16 protein-coding genes are annotated in these 19,432 nt (G+C 39.4%); 8 read left to right on the plus strand and 8 right to left on the minus strand.

Translation table 11 applies throughout. From position 1 onward, the window contains the following. Window positions 1-46: 46 nt before the first annotated feature. Window positions 47-1,876 (minus strand): ABC transporter ATP-binding protein, encoded by a 1,830-nt coding sequence (locus tag DS885_RS13675; protein ID WP_113819982.1) that lies wholly within the window; start codon window positions 1,874-1,876, stop codon window positions 47-49. Between the two features lie 210 nt (window positions 1,877-2,086). On the opposite strand from DS885_RS13675, the gene DS885_RS13680 reads away from it, so the two are divergent. From DS885_RS13680 to DS885_RS13695, 4 genes are all read left to right on the plus strand, one after another. Further along, complete coding sequence (locus DS885_RS13680; RefSeq protein WP_113819983.1) at window positions 2,087-3,121, plus strand: adenosine deaminase; 1,035 nt, start codon at window positions 2,087-2,089, stop codon at window positions 3,119-3,121. A gap of 557 nt (window positions 3,122-3,678) precedes the next feature. Beyond that, the gene (locus DS885_RS13685; RefSeq protein WP_147232361.1) at window positions 3,679-4,182 is read left to right on the plus strand and encodes a hypothetical protein; all 504 of its coding nucleotides are present in this window, start codon (window positions 3,679-3,681) and stop codon (window positions 4,180-4,182) included. A 203-nt stretch (window positions 4,183-4,385) separates the two neighbouring features. Next, the gene (locus DS885_RS13690) at window positions 4,386-4,655 is read left to right on the plus strand and encodes a type II toxin-antitoxin system TacA family antitoxin (protein ID WP_113819985.1); all 270 of its coding nucleotides are present in this window, start codon (window positions 4,386-4,388) and stop codon (window positions 4,653-4,655) included. Further along, entirely contained in the window at window positions 4,652-5,185 is a 534-nt protein-coding gene (locus DS885_RS13695; RefSeq protein ID WP_113819986.1) for a GNAT family N-acetyltransferase, read from the plus strand. The genes DS885_RS13690 and DS885_RS13695 overlap by 4 nt, the downstream gene beginning before the upstream one ends. 240 nt (window positions 5,186-5,425) lie before the next feature. Here the strand turns inward: DS885_RS13695 and DS885_RS13700 are convergent, their stop codons facing one another. Further along, window positions 5,426-5,881, minus strand: a complete 456-nt coding sequence (locus DS885_RS13700) for an Lrp/AsnC family transcriptional regulator (RefSeq protein WP_113819987.1) — start codon at window positions 5,879-5,881, stop codon at window positions 5,426-5,428. 149 nt (window positions 5,882-6,030) lie between these two features. Between DS885_RS13700 and DS885_RS13705 the strand changes: the two genes are divergently transcribed. Then, on the plus strand, window positions 6,031-6,945 hold the full coding sequence (locus tag DS885_RS13705) for a DMT family transporter (protein ID WP_113819988.1): 915 nt from the start codon (window positions 6,031-6,033) through the stop codon (window positions 6,943-6,945). A gap of 28 nt (window positions 6,946-6,973) precedes the next feature. Continuing rightward, window positions 6,974-8,146: an amino acid aminotransferase gene (locus DS885_RS13710; protein ID WP_113819989.1), complete on the plus strand. Its 1,173-nt coding sequence runs from the start codon at window positions 6,974-6,976 to the stop codon at window positions 8,144-8,146. Window positions 8,147-8,338: 192 nt separating this feature from the next. On the opposite strand, the gene DS885_RS13720 is transcribed toward DS885_RS13710, so the two are convergent. Continuing rightward, entirely contained in the window at window positions 8,339-9,853 is a 1,515-nt protein-coding gene (locus DS885_RS13720) for a DUF3943 domain-containing protein (protein WP_113819990.1), read from the minus strand. Between the two features lie 274 nt (window positions 9,854-10,127). Between DS885_RS13720 and DS885_RS13725 the strand changes: the two genes are divergently transcribed. Continuing rightward, entirely contained in the window at window positions 10,128-11,168 is a 1,041-nt protein-coding gene (locus tag DS885_RS13725; RefSeq protein ID WP_113819991.1) for an acyltransferase, read from the plus strand. Between the two features lie 124 nt (window positions 11,169-11,292). Here DS885_RS13725 and DS885_RS13730 read toward each other — a convergent pair whose 3' ends face one another. The 4 genes from DS885_RS13730 to cmoA form a co-directional block, all read right to left on the minus strand. Next, the gene (locus tag DS885_RS13730) at window positions 11,293-13,380 is read right to left on the minus strand and encodes a cation:proton antiporter domain-containing protein (protein WP_113819992.1); all 2,088 of its coding nucleotides are present in this window, start codon (window positions 13,378-13,380) and stop codon (window positions 11,293-11,295) included. 241 nt (window positions 13,381-13,621) lie between these two features. Continuing rightward, the gene (locus tag DS885_RS13735; RefSeq protein WP_113819993.1) at window positions 13,622-14,212 is read right to left on the minus strand and encodes a CoA pyrophosphatase; all 591 of its coding nucleotides are present in this window, start codon (window positions 14,210-14,212) and stop codon (window positions 13,622-13,624) included. A 143-nt stretch (window positions 14,213-14,355) separates the two neighbouring features. After that, entirely contained in the window at window positions 14,356-15,342 is a 987-nt protein-coding gene (gene cmoB / locus DS885_RS13740; RefSeq protein WP_113819994.1) for a tRNA 5-methoxyuridine(34)/uridine 5-oxyacetic acid(34) synthase CmoB, read from the minus strand. A gap of 28 nt (window positions 15,343-15,370) precedes the next feature. Then, on the minus strand, window positions 15,371-16,105 hold the full coding sequence (gene cmoA, locus DS885_RS13745; RefSeq protein ID WP_113819995.1) for a carboxy-S-adenosyl-L-methionine synthase CmoA: 735 nt from the start codon (window positions 16,103-16,105) through the stop codon (window positions 15,371-15,373). A 172-nt stretch (window positions 16,106-16,277) separates the two neighbouring features. On the opposite strand from cmoA, the gene aspS reads away from it, so the two are divergent. Next, window positions 16,278-18,068, plus strand: coding sequence for an aspartate--tRNA ligase (gene aspS / locus DS885_RS13750; RefSeq protein ID WP_113819996.1), 1,791 nt, complete (start codon window positions 16,278-16,280; stop codon window positions 18,066-18,068). A 204-nt stretch (window positions 18,069-18,272) separates the two neighbouring features. Here the strand turns inward: aspS and DS885_RS13755 are convergent, their stop codons facing one another. Next, window positions 18,273-19,250 (minus strand): integron integrase, encoded by a 978-nt coding sequence (locus DS885_RS13755; protein WP_113819997.1) that lies wholly within the window; start codon window positions 19,248-19,250, stop codon window positions 18,273-18,275. Window positions 19,251-19,432: the final 182 nt, after the last annotated feature.

Genomic DNA, 19,432 nt, shown 5'->3' on the forward strand with positions numbered 1-19,432 from the left:
GTCTCAATATTAGGTGTTATAACATTATATCAGTTTTGGTACTTGCTTAATCACAACCTAAAAAACCGCCTGTCTGATGTGCCCAGAGTTGTGCATAAACGCCATTTTGATCAAGTAGTTGTTGGTGGCTACCTTGCTCAATAATATTACCTTTATCTAAGACGATTAATCTATCCATTGCTGCAATGGTTGATAAACGATGCGCAATGGCAATCACGGTTTTACCTTGCATCAATTCATTTAAACTCTCTTGAATGGCCGCTTCCACTTCAGAGTCTAAGGCAGAGGTGGCTTCATCTAAAATCAAGATAGGCGCATCTTTTAACAATACGCGCGAAATAGCGATACGTTGTCGTTGCCCGCCCGAAAGCTTCACGCCACGTTCACCAACTTGCGCATCGTAACCAACATTGCCTTCGTTATCGGTTAATCTGCTAATAAAGTCATGGGCCTGTGCTTGTTTAGTCGCATTGATCATCTCTTCTTCCGTCGCATCAGGGCGGCCATATAGAATATTTTCACGGATCGAACGATGCAATAACGAAGTATCTTGAGTCACCATACCGATTTGTAAGCGTAAACTTTCCTGCTGCACATCTTTGATGTCTTGACCATCAATGATAATTTGACCTTTTTCTACATCATAAAAGCGCAGTAATAGGTTAACTAAGGTCGATTTTCCGGCACCAGAGCGGCCGACTAAACCAATCTTCTCTCCGGCTTTAATATTCAGATCAAACCCTTCAATGACCCCTTTATTTTCCCCATAATGAAAGCTCATCTGTTTAAAGTATAAATTACCCTCGGTTACTTTAAGTGGTTTGGCACCTTCTTTATCTTGGATGATATTAGGCTTAGCTAAGGTGTTCATGCCATCCGTTACTGTACCTATGTTTTCAAATAGGGCACTTAACTCATACATGATCCATTGTGACATACCGTTTAAACGCAGAGACAGACTGATTGCGATAGCAATTGAACCGACAGAGATAGCACTTTGCATCCACAGATAGATAGAGATAGCCGTGATTGAAAAGGCCAATAAATAGTTAGATATCTGCACACACATATTCACCCCTGTTGCTAAACGCATTTGGCGATAAACTGTGTTTAAAAAACCTTTCATTCCTTGTTTAGCATAAGCGGACTCAGATTCCGTATGCGCAAATAGCTTAACGGTTGAGATGTTGGTGTAACTATCGACAATACGACCTGTCATGGTTGAACGAGCATCAGCTTGTTCTGTCGCGACATTTTTTAATCTTGGAACAAAGTAGTATTGAATACCAATATAAACCACTAACCAAACTAGCATAGGCATAGCTAAGCGATAATCAGCTTGAGCGACCATCACCACCATAGAGATGAGATAAACCACGATATAAACCATGACGTTTAGCAGCTTCATCACGGTTTCACGTACTGCAAGGGCAGTTTGCATCACTTTAGTGGCAATACGTCCAGCAAAGTCATCTTGGTAAAAAGAGACACTCTGTTTGAGCAAATAGCGGTGAGCAAACCAACGTATCGACATCGGATAGTTACCCAGTAATACTTGATGAATCACTAATGAATGCAACAGAATTAAGATGGGGATCACGACTAATACAGTTAATGACATTAATAAAAGCGTTGAGCCTTCCTCCTGTAATAACGTCTCCGGATTTTTAGTCACTAACCAATCTACTAATTGTCCCATGAAACCAAATAAAGAGACCTCTAATACCGCTAATGTTGCAATCAGTAACGTCATAAAGCACAGTGCTACTTTATAGCCTTGGGTGTAATGCAAACAAAATGCAAACAAGGTATTTGGCGGTTGAGTTGGTTCTTGATCATTTAATGCAGGCACTAAATTTTCAAAAAATTTAAACATGTTAAGTCCTTAAATCTTTTCGCTTTTATGACAGTCATTGAGTCAGTTAGGAAGGTTTTTGAATGGGTGATCATAATGGTTAAGTGATACAAAACAAGCTTTAATTGTTATCCCATCTTTTTCCTCGTTTTTTAATGAAAAAAAGCAAGTTTATTTTATTATCGACTGAAAATTAGTTATCTTAACTTAAGTCATTTAAAAGAGAATATTATGTCGAATTCAATCCCCCAAACAGAAAGTGCACCGGTTTCATCTAGTTGGCTCAATCAGTTACCTAAAGTTGAGCTACATTTGCATTTAGAAGGTAGCTTAGAGCCGCAAATGCTATTTGATTTAGCAGTGCGCAATCATGTTGCTTTACCCTATGCGAACGTGAAAGAAGTTACCCAAGCATTTCAATTTACACAACTACAAGACTTCTTAGATATTTACTATCAAGCGGCACAAGTATTAGTCACAGAGCAGGACTTCTATGACTTAACTTGGGCTTATTTAGAGAAGTGTAAAGCGCAAAATGTATTACACGTTGAACCATTCTTTGATCCACAAACTCACACTGATCGTGGTATCGATTTTGCCACTGTGATCAATGGTATTGACCGTGCGTTAACCGACGGGCAGGAAAAACTAGGTATCAGCAGTGAGTTAATTATGTGTTTTTTAAGACACCTAGACGAAGAAAGCGCATTTGCTACTTTAGCACAAGCAATGCCATTCTTGGATAAAGTGAAAGGTGTTGGCTTAGATAGTTCTGAATTAGGACATCCCCCTGAAAAATTCAGCCGAGTTTTTGCTAAAGCACGTGAGTTAGGTTTACTAACCGTGGCGCACGCTGGTGAAGAAGGACCTGCAGAATATATTTGGACTGCGATTAATGATTTAAAAGTGTCGCGTGTGGATCATGGTGTAGCTGCGATTCAAGACCCTGAGTTAATTACTTACCTACAACAAACGCAAATGCCGCTCACTGTGTGTCCATTATCGAATACCAAACTAAAAGTCTTCGAACATATGCAACAACACAATATTTTAGAATTATTAGCATTAGATATTTGTGTCACCGTAAATTCCGATGATCCTTCTTACTTCGGTGGTTACATGACTGAAAACTTTGAAGCGCTTGCTGATGCATTAGAGTTGAATCAAGCACAGGCGATCAAGTTGGTTGAGAATAGTATTGTTGCTAGTTTTTGTAGTGAAGAACGCAAACAAGAAATGGCCCAAATACTCAACAGTTATCAGTAAATATTATTGCCTTTACATTAGAGCTATGGGTGATTGCTAATTAAGTTTGTGACAAAGAGGAAAAGGGTAAAGGCTTTCTGATTTTAGGAAGCCGTAATATTGAATTAAGTTTGCGACAAAGTAGGTGATACTAATGAGCTATTGAGAGTTAGCTCTTTTCATCGCTCAATTAAAACTGTTGGTGTGAGAAGGGTAAGCTATGGAGTTTATAGTGCTAAAGTGAAATAGGCACAAACCGAGATAGAAAATTTGTCCTGTTTGTAGGCTATATCGTTTTGCTCGAATTACATCTCGAAGCGCTTGTAAAAAGGTGATTTGATGATAGTAAAAACACCTTACAATAACTGATTTTTTTATGCAGCGCTAATGGTTGTTATATTAAAATGCAATGCTTAGTTTCTACAAATTTAATGTTTAAAGTAAAACTACATATTTTGTTATAAAGCTTTGACTGGTAACGATTTAATTATTATTGTTTTGTTATTTTTTATTTCATAATCCCGTTATTATCGTGAATTATGGAAATATACTGTTAGCTCAAAAGAGACATGATACAAATGCCATCACTAGTACCTGCGCCCAATACCTCATTGCTTAGTGCTTACAATAAGCGGGCGTTCACTGATTGCTACTGTACTTCGATCTCTAAATCGGTGACCTTGTCTCAGTTCATTGAGGCCTTCTACACAACACGTCTATTTAAATTTGAGCGTTGGTTGCTCGCTAAGGCGCTTTGTATTCCATCTTCGGACGAAGAGGTGTCGCTACTTGCGCAGTCAAATTCAACCGAGCTCTCAGCATGGCAGGTCAAGAGCCGGTCAAGTAACGAAATTCTGCTTGCTGCATGGCAAACAAGGTCCTGGCTTTGCGTAAAGCCGCAGGATGGCACAACACCGTCTACTACACTGTATTTTGGCTCTGCAGTAATTTCGACGAGAGCAGATGGCAAGTTCGGTCTAGTGTTTCACATGTTTGGCGGTTTTCATCGGCTGTATTCAAAGCTTCTGCTTTCTGCTGCAGCAAAAAAGGTCATTGCTAACTTGAGCCAAAATGAGAGTTAACAAGGCAAGCCAGCCTGACGGCTTTTTCGTTACTTGTCTTGCGGTTTACGCTACGTTATAAAAAATAATCTACTACAAAGCGACAGTTGTTTGCGGCGTTATATTCTCTCTCGATCCGTAAACTATCCGTACAAATTGAATGTGCTTTAAGTCTGCACTATAATCATTCAAGTTACGGAATTAATCCGTACATAGGAGGGGTTATGGCAACAGCACGTTTAGATATCCGTCTTGATGAAGAGATTAAGGCAAAAGCCGAAAAAGCATCGGCTTTACTTGGTTTAAAAAGTCTCACTGAATATGTAGTGAGGCTTATGGACGAAGATGCAACTCACGTTATTGAAGAGCATGAAAGTATTATGGTTAAAGACAGTGTCTTTGATGAGTTTATAGCTGCATGTAATAAAGCAAAAGCACCGAATCAAGCGTTGCTTGACGCTGCCAAATTTACAGATGAAAGTGGTATTAAGTGAGTTGGGCTAAAGGGTTCGTAGAACTTAGTAAGTCAAAGCATGACCGCAACTCATTCAACTGTGGTGAGCATGAGCTAAACGTATTTATCAAAACTCAAGCTGCAAAGCACATGCAAGCAGGTATTAGCCGAACAATGGTTTTACCTAGTGCTCAACCAATGATAAATCAAAAGTTCGCTATTTGTGCATTTTATAGTGTTGCACCGAGTTCAATCAGCCGAGGAACATTACCGGCACAGCTAGCAAAGAAACTTCCTAGGTATCCAATCCCTGTTTTTCTTTTGGCTCAATTAGCTGTGCACAAGGAGTTTCATGGCTCAGAGCTTGGAAAGGTTAGTCTAATTCGTGCGTTGAAGTACTTGTGGGAAGTGAATCATCACATGAGGGCATACGCAATTGTCGTGGATTGTCTGACAGATTCTGCTCAAGCGTTCTATACGAAGTTCGGCTTTGAAGTATTGTGCGAACATAATGGGTGTATTCGTATGTTTTTACCAATGAAAACGGTAGAACAGCTTTTTAATCAATAGGCTACGAATATAATAAAGCATTGAATGAATAGCGGCGCCTCTTGTCTTTTGCTTCTAACTATTGTGACTGAGCAATGTTGGTCACAAGTTTATAGTCCACTAGCTACCTTTGGGCGATGGCCATTTGAAACTAAACATCGGCCAGAAACAGGCGCTTTTTAATATCATTTTTTATAAATAGAATTTGTCACAAACTTAATTAACTGTCAGCAGCAGTCCTGAATTAGCATTATTCTCAGATTATTTGTAGATAGGTAATGCACGTTGAGTGTTCAACTGCCTCACTGACAAATGCGTGTGGATATCTTTAACACTGGTTATTTTATGTAATTTAGTGGTGAAGGCTTCATATCCGGGTAAATCATGTGTTACTACTTCAATAAGATAATCAAACGCGCCGGATACAATATGTGCATTGACTACTTCTTTCATGGCTAACAACGTTGTTTCAAACTCTTCTAGTGCCTTTTCTTGATGTCGGTTTAAACTGACTTCAACAAAAAAAGTCATATTGATTCCAATCTGTGTTTTATTCAAATTAGCTTGATAGTCTTCTATATAACCTTCCTCTTCCAAACGCTTTAAACGTCTTGCACAGGGCGAGGGCGATAAGTTCACTTTATCAGCTAAATCAGCGATAGAGATACGGCCTTCTGTTTGTAATAGGGCCAAGATATTGCGGTCTATTTTATCCATGATTATCTCGTTTGGTGTTTTAATGCGTGTAACTATATATTATTAACTTTTTAAACTAAATAATCTTTTAATTAAAGTTTATTTAAATGATAGCGGCGCGGTTTTTGATGAATAATAAGCTAATTAAATATTAATAGGATCTGGCCGTTATGCTCAATACGCAAGGTGTTCATAGTAACAAAGTTCATCGCCCCTTCTTTTCAGCTAAGGTCTTAGGCTATTCAGCAATGATCTTAGTCTTACTTATCTGGTCGAGCTTTGCACTATCGATTCGTACTATAGACAGTTCAAGTTTAACTATTGCCGACGTTGCATTATTGCGCTTTATCGTGCCGGCAATATTATTTGCACCTTGGGCTATTACCCATTTCAAAGTGATTAAAACCATTAAAGTGATTGACCTTGCATTTATTTTATTAGGTGGGATTCCATTTGTATATCTTGCTGCTTTGGGGGCTAAAACGGTTCCTACAGCCTATGTTGCGACGATACTAGCAGGTACACCGGGCATTTTTGTTGCCATCATTACAGCACTTTTCTTTGCTGAGATTATTTCTAAAAAGCGTTTGTTAGCACTGTCATTAATATTGGTTGGCGTAGTGATGATGTTACTGAATGAAAGACAGTCATTTTCTCAACAAACACTAATAGGTGTCGGTTTTTTGTTCGCTGCTAGTGCATGCTGGGCTATATTCGCAGTCACTTTAAAGCGAGTTAATCTAAAGCCGATCACCGTGGTTATTATTTTGTCTTATCTATCAGGTTTTATTATGCTGATATTGATTAGCTCTGGTATGGTAGAGAGTGAAATTGGCCGTTTTTCATTTCAGCAAGCTTTACCCTTTATTGTTATTCAAGGCCTTGGTATCGGGGTGGTCGCCACTTTCTGTTTCTCTTATGCGATCAACCAGCTGGGCGCTAGAAATGCATCATTATTAGGTTCAATTTCACCTGCAATAACGGCTTTTTTAGCAGTGCCAATATTTGGAGAATCTCTATCATTACTTATTATTGGTGGAATAGGGGTGACTATCGTGGGCGTTATTTTATCGAATCGTTGTTAAGTTATATTTATCTAAGGAAATACAAGATATGTTAGAAAATTTACCTGTTGTGCAAGGTGATCCTCTGTGGGCATTATTACATCAATTTAATGACGACCAGCGTGCTCATAAAATAGATATGTTGGTGGGGGTTTACCGCGATGAAACAGGTCAAACGCCTGTTATGCAACAAGTGCAAAAAGCGGAATTAAAGTTAGCCAAAGAAGCGGCGTCGAAAAGTTATAAAATGTTATCGGGTAATCTTGAGTTTAACGATCATATCGCTAAATTTGTGTTAGGTAATAGCCCTAGACTTGACGAGCAGTGCACTATTCAAACGGTTGGTGGATCTGGTGCGTTAAGAGTACTGGCTGATTTTATTGCAACTTTGTCACCACAGGCTGTGGTATGGAACACTGAACCTGGTTACCTTAATCATCGTCCAATTATGGAAGGCGCAGGCTTAACTGTCGCCCCTTTTCGTTGGGAGCATAATACAGGTGTGTTAGATATTGATAAGTGTTTTGAAGACTTATCAGCCGCTAAAGAAGGCGATGTGATTATATTGCATGGTAGCTGTCATAATCCGTCTGGCGTGGATCCTTTAATTGAACAATGGCAGCAGTTGATCGATTTTTGTATTGCTAAAAAAGTAGTGCCATTAATTGATATTGCCTACCAAGGCTTTGGTGTCGGGCCTGAAGAGGATGCGGCGGGTTTACGCTTGTTTGCAGAGCAAGTTGACCTTATATTCGTGGCAACAAGCTGTTCAAAAAACATGGGTTTATACTGTGAACGCACCGGGGCGGCAATGGTATTAACCAGTGATAAAGCACAACATCAAGCATTACGTACTTTATTAGAGCGTATTACTCGTGCTAACTACTCAATGCCTCCGAACCATGGTTCTGCGGTAGCTTCATTATTGTTTAACGATCCAGAAGATTGGCTAGATGAGTTAGCCGTATGTAGAAATCGTATCAATGATTTGCGTGTTGCATTAGGGCAGTTATTATCTGAGATGGGGGCTGATGAATCATTACAAGCGGTGACGAGACAGAAAGGGATGTTTTCTATGTTGCCACTCACTGCTGAGCAGATGACTGCGTTACGTGAAAAGCATGCTATTTACGGCATGTTAAATGGACGAATTAATATTGCAGGGCTAAAGCAAGAGCAAGTGAGTTACCTTGCTAATGCATTAATTGATGTAATGAAGTAAGGCTCACTTTAAGGGCCTTATTAGATATTGTTTACTCAGTGTTTCACACCGAGTAAACCTTTTACCTTTTACCTTTTACCTTTTACCTTTTACCTTTTACCTTTTACCTTTTACCTTGTACCTTTTACCTTTTACCTTGTACCTTGTACCTTGTATCTTGTATCTTTTATCTTTTATCTTTTATCTTTCACCTTACTTCTCACCTTCACCAAAGCGGTAAATAATTTTACCTGACAATAGTTGATCATGACTGCCTGTGTCAGAGGTAAAGTAGTCAACAAGGTCTGCTTGTAATGCCCATTTTGCATTTAAGCGGTAATGTAACCCCACACCTGCATTGATTTGTAAGTTGTATTGATCATCATCTTTATCCCAAATCTCTTCACCGATACCAGCGGTTAAGTAAGGGCGAAGGTTAGCTTCGCTATTGAAGTAATATTGTCCATCAACACTAAATGACTCGTAAGTGTAATCTGGTGCAACAATACCTTCGAATAATTGCGTGGAGTTATAGTTCAAGCGAGCTGAAAATGCACGAGAGAAATATAAACCCAAGGAGAACTGCGCATATTGTTGATTGATCAAGTTGCGTTTGTTGTCAAAATTAAGGTAACCCGACCCTAAACTGAATCCGATAATGCCAGTATTAACAGGGTCTTTTGAGTGACCAAATGAATAGCCATCATTGACGCGGCGTCTGCCACTGATACCCGATTCTGCAGGGCTAGTGTTATTGCCGAAGGCATAGTTAACTTGGAACATGATCTGTTTGTCACCCGGGATATTGCCCGAAGAAACTTGCTCGTTTAAACGAATGTATCCGGTACCTGCTTTGATTAAATCAGCACCAAATAAACGGTTAAAATTACGTCCAATAGAATCAATTGGATCAAGTAAAAATAACGCGGTATTACCTAAGTATTCGCTACCCATTACTGTGCCGCCGCCAGCCCAAATTTCACGCTCTTTATTAAATGCCCATTCACCATAAACCCAGCCTAATACAGGGGTAATGACAATATCTTGCATAGAAGGTGTTTCAGCAAAGGCCTCCACGCCATACTCCCAAAATACTGTAGACATTAACGCTGAGTATAAAAAAGCATCCCATTGGCGATAGCCCGATTTACGTGCCGTTTGATAGTAAGCGCCACCAAAGAAAGGGTGCATGACATAATTTAATATCACGTCATCTCGATCCCACACAGGGCCGTCAGTTACGTTATCTATCCATTTTTGAGCAAAGCTATCGTCATCGTCGCTATTCCAGTTAGTCACAGATTCTGGCATCACTGCCAATGCGGAAATAACACCTAATCCATAGTAAAAAATAGAGTTAGTTTGTGAGGCTAAGCGAGCTCTATCTTCACCGTGTGTTGGTGAAAAGAGTGATACAGTATAAGGGTTATCGTAGAAGCTTTCTGGCACATCAAATTGTTCCCAAGATGAGTTGGTAAACGACGTTTGGTAGGCAGTTTCTTCTTTTGTTGGTTCAACAGGCGTTAGGTCTGGTAAAGGCGCAATGATTTGTTGGTCAGTGCCTGTATACTCTGGTGTTTCTTGTAATTGATTTTGCTCTGCTAGTGGCACTTGACTAGCGGTATAAATATCATCACTTTTTTTATCATTTTCTGCAGCGAATAAACTGGGTGTAGCTAATGCGAATAAGCTGCAAAATAGATAAAGGCGACAATGTTGGATGATCAAAAGTAAATCCTTTTAGACTAGTAAACGTCTAGTAATGAGTCTGAGATATTTACTTTATTTAACAAACATAAATGTAATAGCAGCGACTGAGTGGCATGGAGAAAAATTGCGCTTATTATCACGTTTTTTCATCTTTCTGCAATGTTTCATTTTTTAAATAGTTTCAAGCTGTAGATTTATTAGCATTCAGCCAAGGATACTTTTATCAGATTTGTTATGAACTTAATAACGATTGTAAACTCTATTTTTTATCTTTATTTAATTAGGTAAAACTATGCAGGCATCACGCCCATCCATTTTTTATATCGACTTTTTGCGTTTTATTGCGGCTATTGCCGTAGTAAGTATTCATGTATTAGGGCCTTTTCGTTATTTATATGGAGATATTCCTGATATTGAGTGGTTAGCTGCCGCTGGTACAAACAGTGTCACGAGATGGGCTGTGCCGGTATTTATGATGATCAGTGGCGCGTTACTGCTTTCTAGTAATAAGGTGTTTGAATGGCGTTATTATCTCACTAAGCGTGTAAGCAAAGTGGTTATTCCCTTTATTGCTTGGACTATTATCTATGCGCTGGTGGGCGGCTTTATGCTTGATGGCATTTATTCTGGCGATTGGCAAAGTGATAAAGCACTGGCTATATTAACAAGCTCACCCACTGAGCCCGTTTGGTATCATTTGTGGTTTTTTTATGACTTTATTCCTTTGTATTTTGTGATCCCTTTTTTACTGCCTTTATTAAAACAAGCTAAACCCGATCATATTAAATTAGCGCTTGCCTGTTGGTTAGTCTTATTGACGATGCATTGGTTTAAAGTAGGGGATGTGTTGCAACAAAACCTTGTTTTGTATTCGGGATATTTAGTGTCTGGTTGGTATTTATTTAATCGAGATAACCGCCCGCAATTAACGTTATGGATAATGGCAGGTGTTGCGATGCTGTTCTTAAACTTTATCGGTACTTGGTATTTAGCTTTGGATGAGGGCAGATATCGCTCGTTATTTATGGGTTATAAAACGCTGAATACGGCGGTTATTGCAGGGATGTTATTTGTACTTGCACAAACCTATGCAGAACGAATTCAAGGTAAGTGTCGAGCACTCGTTACATTGATTTCTACTTACAGCTTAGGGATTTACTTGATTCATCCATTGTGGTTAATTCCCGTTAGGAATCTAAGTAATGGTTATTATGATGCCTTTATGACTAATTGGATTGCTATCCCAATGTTAACGATTATCGCGTTGGTTTTGTCCTTGTTTACCACTATGTTGTTAGTGAAAATACCTTTGTTGAAACGGTTAGTTCCTTAAAACATAGCCTCTTAAAAAATAGTTTCTTAAAAGCACTGAAACTAGAAAAAACGATGCCAGTGACCTGAATAAGTCTGATTACTGGCATCGCTTAATAGACGATTAATCCTTGTTTAAAGGTTTGCTATTTAGCCTTAACTTTTTTATCAGCAAGCGTTTCATCTTTGAGGCTTTCTTCCACTATTTCTGTGGTTTCATCATCTAATTTAGCTGCTTCTTCTACAGCTAATAAACGCGCTTGTTCCTCTTCTTCTAATGCTTTACGACGCGCCTTTTCGGCCGCTCGTTGCTTTGCTTCTTCAGCTTCACGTTCCGCTCTGGCTTCAGCTGCAATAATCGCTGCTGCTTTTGCCTCTGCTTTGGCTAAAGCTTTTGCTTGGCGTTCAGCTTCTTCATCTAATGCTCTTTGCTCAACCGCACGCTCTTGCGCTTCTTTTGGTAGTAAGCTGATCAGCTCAATACCGACTGGGAAGTTAAGGTTACTTTCACCGGAAATGATATTCAGCTCGCCTTCTTTGGTGATGTACAATAATGGCATTGCCGTTTCACCATAACGTTTTTTAAAACGCTCAAAGGAAAAGTTTTCAGTAATATTAGTCACTTTTATGATTGCCCCTTTAGCCATTAAGCTTGCTAGTTTCGCGTAAGAAACCCCTTCACCAAATAAGCTTAAACGCTTTAAATAACTTTCTGATAACTGGTGACGTGCACTGCTTATATCAGGGTTATTTAACCCAAATACTTTTTCTGTACCAAGCAAGTCTTGGAAATGGAAAGTCACTAATGGGTTTAGTTGACGGTAAGGTGACATGACTAACACACGACCAATACCTCCCAAGTCCATAAAGTTACTGGCGTGTTCTGAGGCTGGATTACCAAAATAAACAGGGATATTCTGCATACGCGCTTTACGAATACTGTCCCAGTTATTATCAGTTAAAATCACTTTGATATGTTTAGAGATTAATAGCTTAGCTAATTCACGTGAGAAGGTGGACGCACCAAACATCAATAAGCCTTCGTTTGAGCCTTCTTTTACGCCTAAAAACTTCGCCCAAGGGCCGGCGGTTAAGCTTTGTATAACCACTGTACCGATAATGATCAAGAACACTAGAGGCACAATCGCTTCAGCGCCGTCTAATCCAACGGTTTCTAGTTTTATAGCAAATAACGAAGAGATCGCTGCAGCAACAATACCGCGTGGTGCAACCCAACTTAAGAACCATTTATCCTTGCTAGAAAGGTTGGTACCTAGACCTGAAATCCATACACTCAATGGGCGAGCAATAAACATGGTGACTAATAATACGCCTAGTCCTCCGAACCCTAGGTCGAGCATAGCGCTAGAGTCAAGCCTCGCAGCTAATAGAATAAACAGGGCAGAGATCAATAATACGGTTAAGGTTTCTTTAAATTCTAAGATATCTGCAATATCAACACCACGCATATTGGCTAACCAAATGCCCATCACGGTGACTGTTAGTAAGCCTGATTCTTCTTGGATAATATTTGAAGCAACAAAAATACCCAACATAATCGTTAACACGGCAGTGTTACGTAAATAATGCGGAAATAAGTTCTTTCGAATGGCAATACCCGTTAAATAACCAGTCATCGCGCCTATACCAAAGCCAAGTGATAAAGTGATCCCTAAAGATTGTAGAATGTGTGACGTGGGGTCTGCATTAACCGCGATATATTCAAAGACTAAGACGGCTAGTAAGGCGCCGATTGGGTCAATGACAATCCCTTCCCAGCGCAGGATTCTTGCTAGGCTAGATTTAGGTTGAACAGTACGCAGCATAGGCACAATAACCGTAGGGCCTGTCACCACAACCAGCGCACCAAATAACATGGCAATCGACCAGTCAAAACCTAATAAGTAATGTGCGGCAGGGGCGATACAAGCCCAAGTAATGAAAGCTCCAATCAACACTAAGTGGCTGACCATTCGCCCATGCTCTTTAATCTCTTTGAAATTAAGCGTTAATGCACCTTCAAATAGAATGACCGCTACCCCGAGCGAGATAATGGGGAATAATAGATCGCCGAATAATTCATCTGGGTTTAATACACCCATCACTGGGCCCATTAAAAGCCCACATAATAAAAGTGGTAAAATCGCAGGTAGATGAAGCTTCCAGCCTATCCATTGACACAAAAGCGATAGCACACCAATTAATGCCAGCATGCCGGTGATGTGTTCAACCATATATATTTCCTTTTACAAATTATGTTGCTATACCAAGATAGAATATCTTGTTGTTATCTAGATGAGACGCTAACGGTACTGCTATTTATGATTCCTTTATCGTTTATCTGTTGGTTATACTGCTTGAAAGCACGCTGAGATCAGCTAAACATGACAACCTAGTTTAATTTTATCCGCTTATAGTACCACTTAAGTTAGCGTTTTATGTTACGGATTAGATATAGGGCTATTTGTCGCTACTTCAACCCTGTAAATGTTGTTGTAAATTGATAATCATCTGCGCCGTTGCACCCCAAATTAAATGGTTTTGATAGGCGCAACAATAGGTAAAGTGGCGTTTATGATTAGCCACTAAATGTTGTTTCACAAAATTATCATTGTTTAATAGGTAATTGAAGGGCACTTCAAAGCAACTTTTAACTTCACTTTTATCAATAATAACTTGCTCATGACGAGCGACAAAGCCAACGAAAGGGGTGACATGATAACCACTGGAGGTCGTAAGCTCAGGTAATCGTCCCACTAACTGAATATTGTCTTGGTCAATACCAATCTCTTCTTGAGTTTCTCGTAATGCTGTTGTGGCTAATGATAGATCCGTTGTTTCAAAACGACCGCCGGGAAAACTGACTTGCCCAGGGTGATGCCTTAAGTGCAAAGCACGTTGGGTTAGTATCATATGTAAGCCATTACTTCTTTGTACTAACGGCATTAATACCGCGGCTTTTTTAAGTGGGCGTGGGTGATGTTGGAGTTGTGCAAGATGAGAAGAAGCAGAGGTAAGCGTCGCTTGCTGCAACATAAAACGGTTTAGAAACTGCTGTCTGTTCATTTTTTTATACTATGCTCGCCTTAAAACAAAGTATTAAAATAGGCTATATCATTGTTTAATACAATAACTGGGAAACAGATTAAATATTAAAAGGTGTTTATTACTTTTACAAAGCCAGTACTAAACACCTTTAAATTCACTTTTTAATTAAGTGGTTTAACTGCTTTTTTAGCAATTAATAGCGCACGTTTAGGGGCTGGGTGACCTTCGATAGTTTTAGTCGGGTCATTGGGATCTAGATAATCCTCAAGGGATTCATTTTTCATCCAAGCGGTGCTGCGTTGTTCGCCGGTTAACGTGTCATTAATATCAACAATGCGAACGTCTTCAAAGCCACACTTTTCAACCCACAGCTTAAGCGCTTCAGCACTTGGCAAGAACCAAATGTTACGCATTTTGGCATAACGGTCAGCAGGCACTAATACGTCATCTTTATCACCGGCAATCACTAAGGTTTCTAACACCAGTTCACCACCTTCCACTAACTGATCTTGCAGTTGCGTAATATGGTCCATTGGCGATTTACGGTGGTATAACACACCCATTGAGAACACCGTATCAAAGGCTTCCAATTTAGGTAATTCTTGAATACCTAAAGGCAACAAATGCACGTTTTGGTCTTTATTAGCAAAGTGTCTTACTGCTTCAAATTGGCATAAAAACAGTTCGCTTGGGTCAATGCCCACCACAAATTCTGCACCTTCACCACGCATACGCCACATATGGTAACCACTGCCGCAGCCAACATCTAACACATAGCGATATTTAAGCGGGCTGATATGCGGTAAAACACGATCCCATTTCCAGTCACTGCGCCATTCAGTATCAATATGCACCCCGTGAATATGAAAAGGGCCTTTGCGCCACGGGTGGAATTTTTGTAATAGGTTTTCTAACTTCTTGGTCTCACCTGTTGATAATTCATTACCGTTTCCGATACGCACTTCGTCTGTTAATTCAATGTGATCGGTTTTAATAGTCGGAAATTTATTTAATACCCGTATCCAGCTCGCTAACGTACCGTGAACATGGGTATTTTCCCAGTCATGTAACTGTGCGGGTAAATCACGCAACCAATGGCTTAAACGGTTTTTAGCAATAATGCTGTAGAAGTTACTGAAGTCGATCATGTGTTGCCTTGCTGTAATATAATGATGATTAATCTTTAATACTGAGGATTGAACCGAAGTTAAAGCACTGATACCAAAGTTCATTGTGCTTAAACCCAGCTTCTTGGAGACGTTGATAATGTTGTTCAACGGTATCTGAAATCAGCACATTATCTAATGAAGAACGCTTTTGACTGATTTCTAATTCGCTGTAACCTTGACTGCGTTTAAAGTCTAAGTGTAAATCAATTAATAGCTGGTGGCTTGTTGGATCTTCAAAAATAAATTTTTCAGATAAAATTAAAACGCCACCCGGTAATAAACCGTTATAAATATTGGTTAGTAGCGATAAACGCTTCTCTGGTGTTAAAAATTGTAGAGTAAAATTCAACACAACCACCGAGGCATTCTCAATCTGAATATTACAGATATCATCTTGCAATACCGTCACCGGTACCTCTGATTTATAAGCTTGGATATATTGTTGGCAGGTTTCTACCATGGCCGATGAATTATCCACGGAAATGATCTGGCAACCTTGTTGTTCGTCTAGCCCACGACGCATCGATAACGTAGCTGCACCTAATGAACAGCCAAGATCGTACAAGTTAGAGTTATCTTGAGCACAACGGCGTGTGATCATCGCAATACTATTAATAATCTTTTCATAACCCGGTACCGAGCGTTTGATCATATCAGGAAAGACTTGCACGACCTGCTGATCAAAGCTAAAGCTATCCACTTTTTGTAAAGGTTGACTAAAAATATTATCGGTTTGGCTCATAGGGCTGCCTAATTAATTAAAGTTTAAACTGGGTTGTTGAATTTGTATTGCCGCGCATTTTACTTAAATTGTGTGGCAGGGTCATTTTTTTATTTAGCCATATGCCTCAAGGGCATTTTCTTTTATAATGTGTTGAATTATTTTGTAATGTATTTAAAAACAGGAATCGATAATGCGCACTATGTATTGTGGTGAAGTGACCGAGGCTAACATTGGTCAAGAAGTTGAATTAGTAGGTTGGATAAACAAACAACGCGATCTAGGTGGTGTAACCTTTTTAGATGTACGTGATCGTGAAGGCATTGTGCAAGTTTTCTTCGATAACGATACCCCAGAAGCGACGGCGATTGCAGCCACTGTGCGTAATGAATTTTGTATTAAAATGAAAGGCGAAGTACGTGCACGTCCTGAAGGTCAAGTGAACAAAAACATGACTACGGGCGGTATTGAGATTCGTGGTCTTGAGCTGGAAATCTTAAACCGTGCTAAACCGTCTCCATTAGATAGCAACCAAACCAACTCTGAAGAGCAACGTTTACGTTACCGTTACCTAGACCTACGTCGTCCAGAAATGGCTGAGCGTATGGTATTCCGTTCAAAAGTAAGTAGCTTTGTACGTCGTTTCTTAGACGACAATGGTTTCTTAGATGTTGAAACACCTATCTTAACCAAAGCAACACCAGAAGGTGCGCGTGACTATTTAGTACCAAGCCGTACTAACAAAGGTCAATTCTTTGCATTGCCGCAATCACCACAATTGTTCAAACAATTGTTAATGATGTCTGGGTTAGATAAATACTACCAAATCGTTAAATGTTTCCGTGATGAAGACTTACGTGCCGATCGCCAACCAGAATTCACCCAAATAGATATCGAAACATCATTCATGACTGCTGATCAAGTGATGGATAAAACCGAAGAGATGGTGGTTAAGCTTTTCCAAGAGATGCTAGACGTTGATTTAGGTTTATTCCCTAAAATGACTTACGCAGAAGCAATGCGTCGCTTCGGTAGTGATAAGCCAGACTTACGTATCGACTTCGAACTCGTTGACGTTGCTGACCTATTAAAAGAAGTAGAATTCAACGTATTCTCTGGCCCTGCCAATGATGCAGACAGCCGTGTTGCGGTAATCTGTGTACCAGGCGGTGCGTCACTTTCACGTAAAAACATCGATGAATACGGTAAATTCGTTAACATCTACGGTGCTAAAGGCTTAGCATGGATGAAAGTGAACGAAGTGGCTAAAGGCCTTGAGGGTGTTCAATCCCCAATCGCTAAATTCTTAACTGAAGAGATTGTAGCTGAAATTCTAAAGCGCACAGAAGCAAAAGATGGCGACATCATCCTGTTCGGTGCTGATAAAGCCAACGTAGTTGCTGAAGCTATTGGCGCATTACGTCTGAAAGTAGCAGAAGACCTAGGCTTAATTAAAGATGAGTGGAAACCACTTTGGGTAATCGACTTCCCAATGTTCGAACCACTTGAAGATGGTTCATTAACACCATTACATCACCCATTCACAGCACCAATCAACCTAACGGCTGAAGAATTAGAAGCAAACCCAGTAGGTGCTATCTCTAATGCTTACGACATGGTATTAAACGGTTGTGAGTTAGGCGGTGGTTCTGTACGTATTCATAAACAAGATATGCAAGCGGCGATTTTCCGCATCTTAAACATCTCTGATGAAGAAGCACAAGACAAGTTTGGTTTCCTATTAGAAGCACTACAATACGGCACACCACCACATGCAGGTTTAGCATTTGGTTTAGACCGTCTAGTGATGTTAATGACTAAAACAACGTCAATTCGTGAAGTGATTGCCTTCCCGAAAACAGCGTCAGCGGCATGTCCGTTAACCAACGCACCGGGTTTTGCTAACCCAGCTGCATTGGCTGAGTTGAATATTGCTGTCGTGAAAGAAGCTAAAGCTGAGAAAGAAGAGCCTAAAGAGGGTTAATCCTTTTTTTGATTTAGTTTTCTCTTGATAGAAAGGGAGATGATGTTGCTAGTGATAGTGATGTTGTCTCCCTTTTTTTGTTTCTGTAGTTTGAGGTGGCTTATTTCTCGTTATCCTCGTTCCTCGTGGTAACGCATTGTGGCAGTTTGATGTTTGTTAATAGTGGTTTCACTCTGTCGGCGAGCCACTTTGTATAACGGGTTATTATTCATTTATCGCTTGTAAATCAGAGAAAGGGCTACGTACGCCATTTGCTCCAGCTTGTAATACATGGGTATAAATTTGTGTTGTTCTGATATCTGAATGTCCTAATTGTTCTTGAACTGTTCTTATGTCTGCACCTCTTTGTAAAAGGTGTGTTGCGAATGAATGACGTAATGTGTGGCACGTTACACGTTTATCAAAATTTAATTTTTTTGCTGTCTGTTTGATTGTTCGCTGCAAATTACTTTCATGTAAATGATGCCTTCTTAAGTTATTTGTTCCTGGTTCCAAACTGAGTTTTGATGATGGAAACAAATAATGCCAACCCAACTCCTTTGGCGCACTGGGATATTTAGCGGCGAGTGCAAAAGGTAAATAAACACCATTGTAACAAGGGTTTGTAATATCTTGTTGGTAGTACAAACGTACACTGGAAATTTGGTCTCTCAAGGGTGTTAATAATTCTTTTGCTAATGTAACTCTTCGATGTTTCCCTCCTTTACCATTCCAAATTTGAAGAGATGAATAATCAAAATCAATATCTTGTATTCGTAGCCTTAACACTTCCATAAGTCGTAAACCGCTACCATATAGAATGTTACAAGGAAGTGAGAGTGGTGCAGGTATATTTTTTAGCAATAATGCCGTTTCTGTTAAGTTTAAAACAACAGGGAGTTTAGGTTGCATATGGCTGCGGTTAAATTTGAGTGTTAATGTTAAAGGGTTATCTAAAAACTCTTTATACAGATACACCAGTGCATTTAATGCTAATGATTGTGTTTTAGGAGCTACATTGCGTTGGTTAGCTAAAAATGAAAGAAAAGACTCAACATCCTGATTATGGCATTCAATAGGGTGCTTTTTTTGATTGAAGTGTATAAAAGATGTGATCCAATAAATATATGCTTTAATTGTTTTTTCTGCATAATTTTTCATACGCATATTTTCAGTAATAGCCATTAAAAATGGTGATTTCATAAAATACCTCTACAAATAAAACTAATGTTTATTTATACAGTGTAGTGCGTTTGCCACTTTTCCGCCGTAAATATTGCATTTTGTCGTCTTTCTACATGACTTATATTTCATTTTTTATTTTAAATTGTTGATTAAAATGATAATTGTATTAGTCTAAGTCTATTATTAATCATTAGATATTT

This window comes from Psychromonas sp. B3M02, from assembly GCF_003318165.1.
GTDB lineage: Bacteria > Pseudomonadota > Gammaproteobacteria > Enterobacterales > Psychromonadaceae > Psychromonas.

What these genes read in the sequence shown, in the direction of transcription:
- DS885_RS13685 (WP_147232361.1), top strand. Translation starts at nt 3,679, where the DNA reads ATGCCATCACTAGTACCTGCGCCCAATACCTCATTGCTTAGTGCTTAC.
- DS885_RS13705 (WP_113819988.1), top strand. Translation starts at nt 6,031, where the DNA reads ATGCTCAATACGCAAGGTGTTCATAGTAACAAAGTTCATCGCCCCTTC.
- DS885_RS13675 (WP_113819982.1), bottom strand. Translation starts at nt 1,876, where the DNA reads ATGTTTAAATTTTTTGAAAATTTAGTGCCTGCATTAAATGATCAAGAA.
- DS885_RS13755 (WP_113819997.1), bottom strand. Translation starts at nt 19,250, where the DNA reads ATGAAATCACCATTTTTAATGGCTATTACTGAAAATATGCGTATGAAA.
- DS885_RS13735 (WP_113819993.1), bottom strand. Translation starts at nt 14,212, where the DNA reads ATGAACAGACAGCAGTTTCTAAACCGTTTTATGTTGCAGCAAGCGACG.
- DS885_RS13725 (WP_113819991.1), top strand. Translation starts at nt 10,128, where the DNA reads ATGCAGGCATCACGCCCATCCATTTTTTATATCGACTTTTTGCGTTTT.
- DS885_RS13710 (WP_113819989.1), top strand. Translation starts at nt 6,974, where the DNA reads ATGTTAGAAAATTTACCTGTTGTGCAAGGTGATCCTCTGTGGGCATTA.
- DS885_RS13700 (WP_113819987.1), bottom strand. Translation starts at nt 5,881, where the DNA reads ATGGATAAAATAGACCGCAATATCTTGGCCCTATTACAAACAGAAGGC.
- DS885_RS13730 (WP_113819992.1), bottom strand. Translation starts at nt 13,380, where the DNA reads ATGGTTGAACACATCACCGGCATGCTGGCATTAATTGGTGTGCTATCG.
- DS885_RS13690 (WP_113819985.1), top strand. Translation starts at nt 4,386, where the DNA reads ATGGCAACAGCACGTTTAGATATCCGTCTTGATGAAGAGATTAAGGCA.
- cmoB (WP_113819994.1), bottom strand. Translation starts at nt 15,342, where the DNA reads ATGATCGACTTCAGTAACTTCTACAGCATTATTGCTAAAAACCGTTTA.
- DS885_RS13680 (WP_113819983.1), top strand. Translation starts at nt 2,087, where the DNA reads ATGTCGAATTCAATCCCCCAAACAGAAAGTGCACCGGTTTCATCTAGT.
- cmoA (WP_113819995.1), bottom strand. Translation starts at nt 16,105, where the DNA reads ATGAGCCAAACCGATAATATTTTTAGTCAACCTTTACAAAAAGTGGAT.
- aspS (WP_113819996.1), top strand. Translation starts at nt 16,278, where the DNA reads ATGCGCACTATGTATTGTGGTGAAGTGACCGAGGCTAACATTGGTCAA.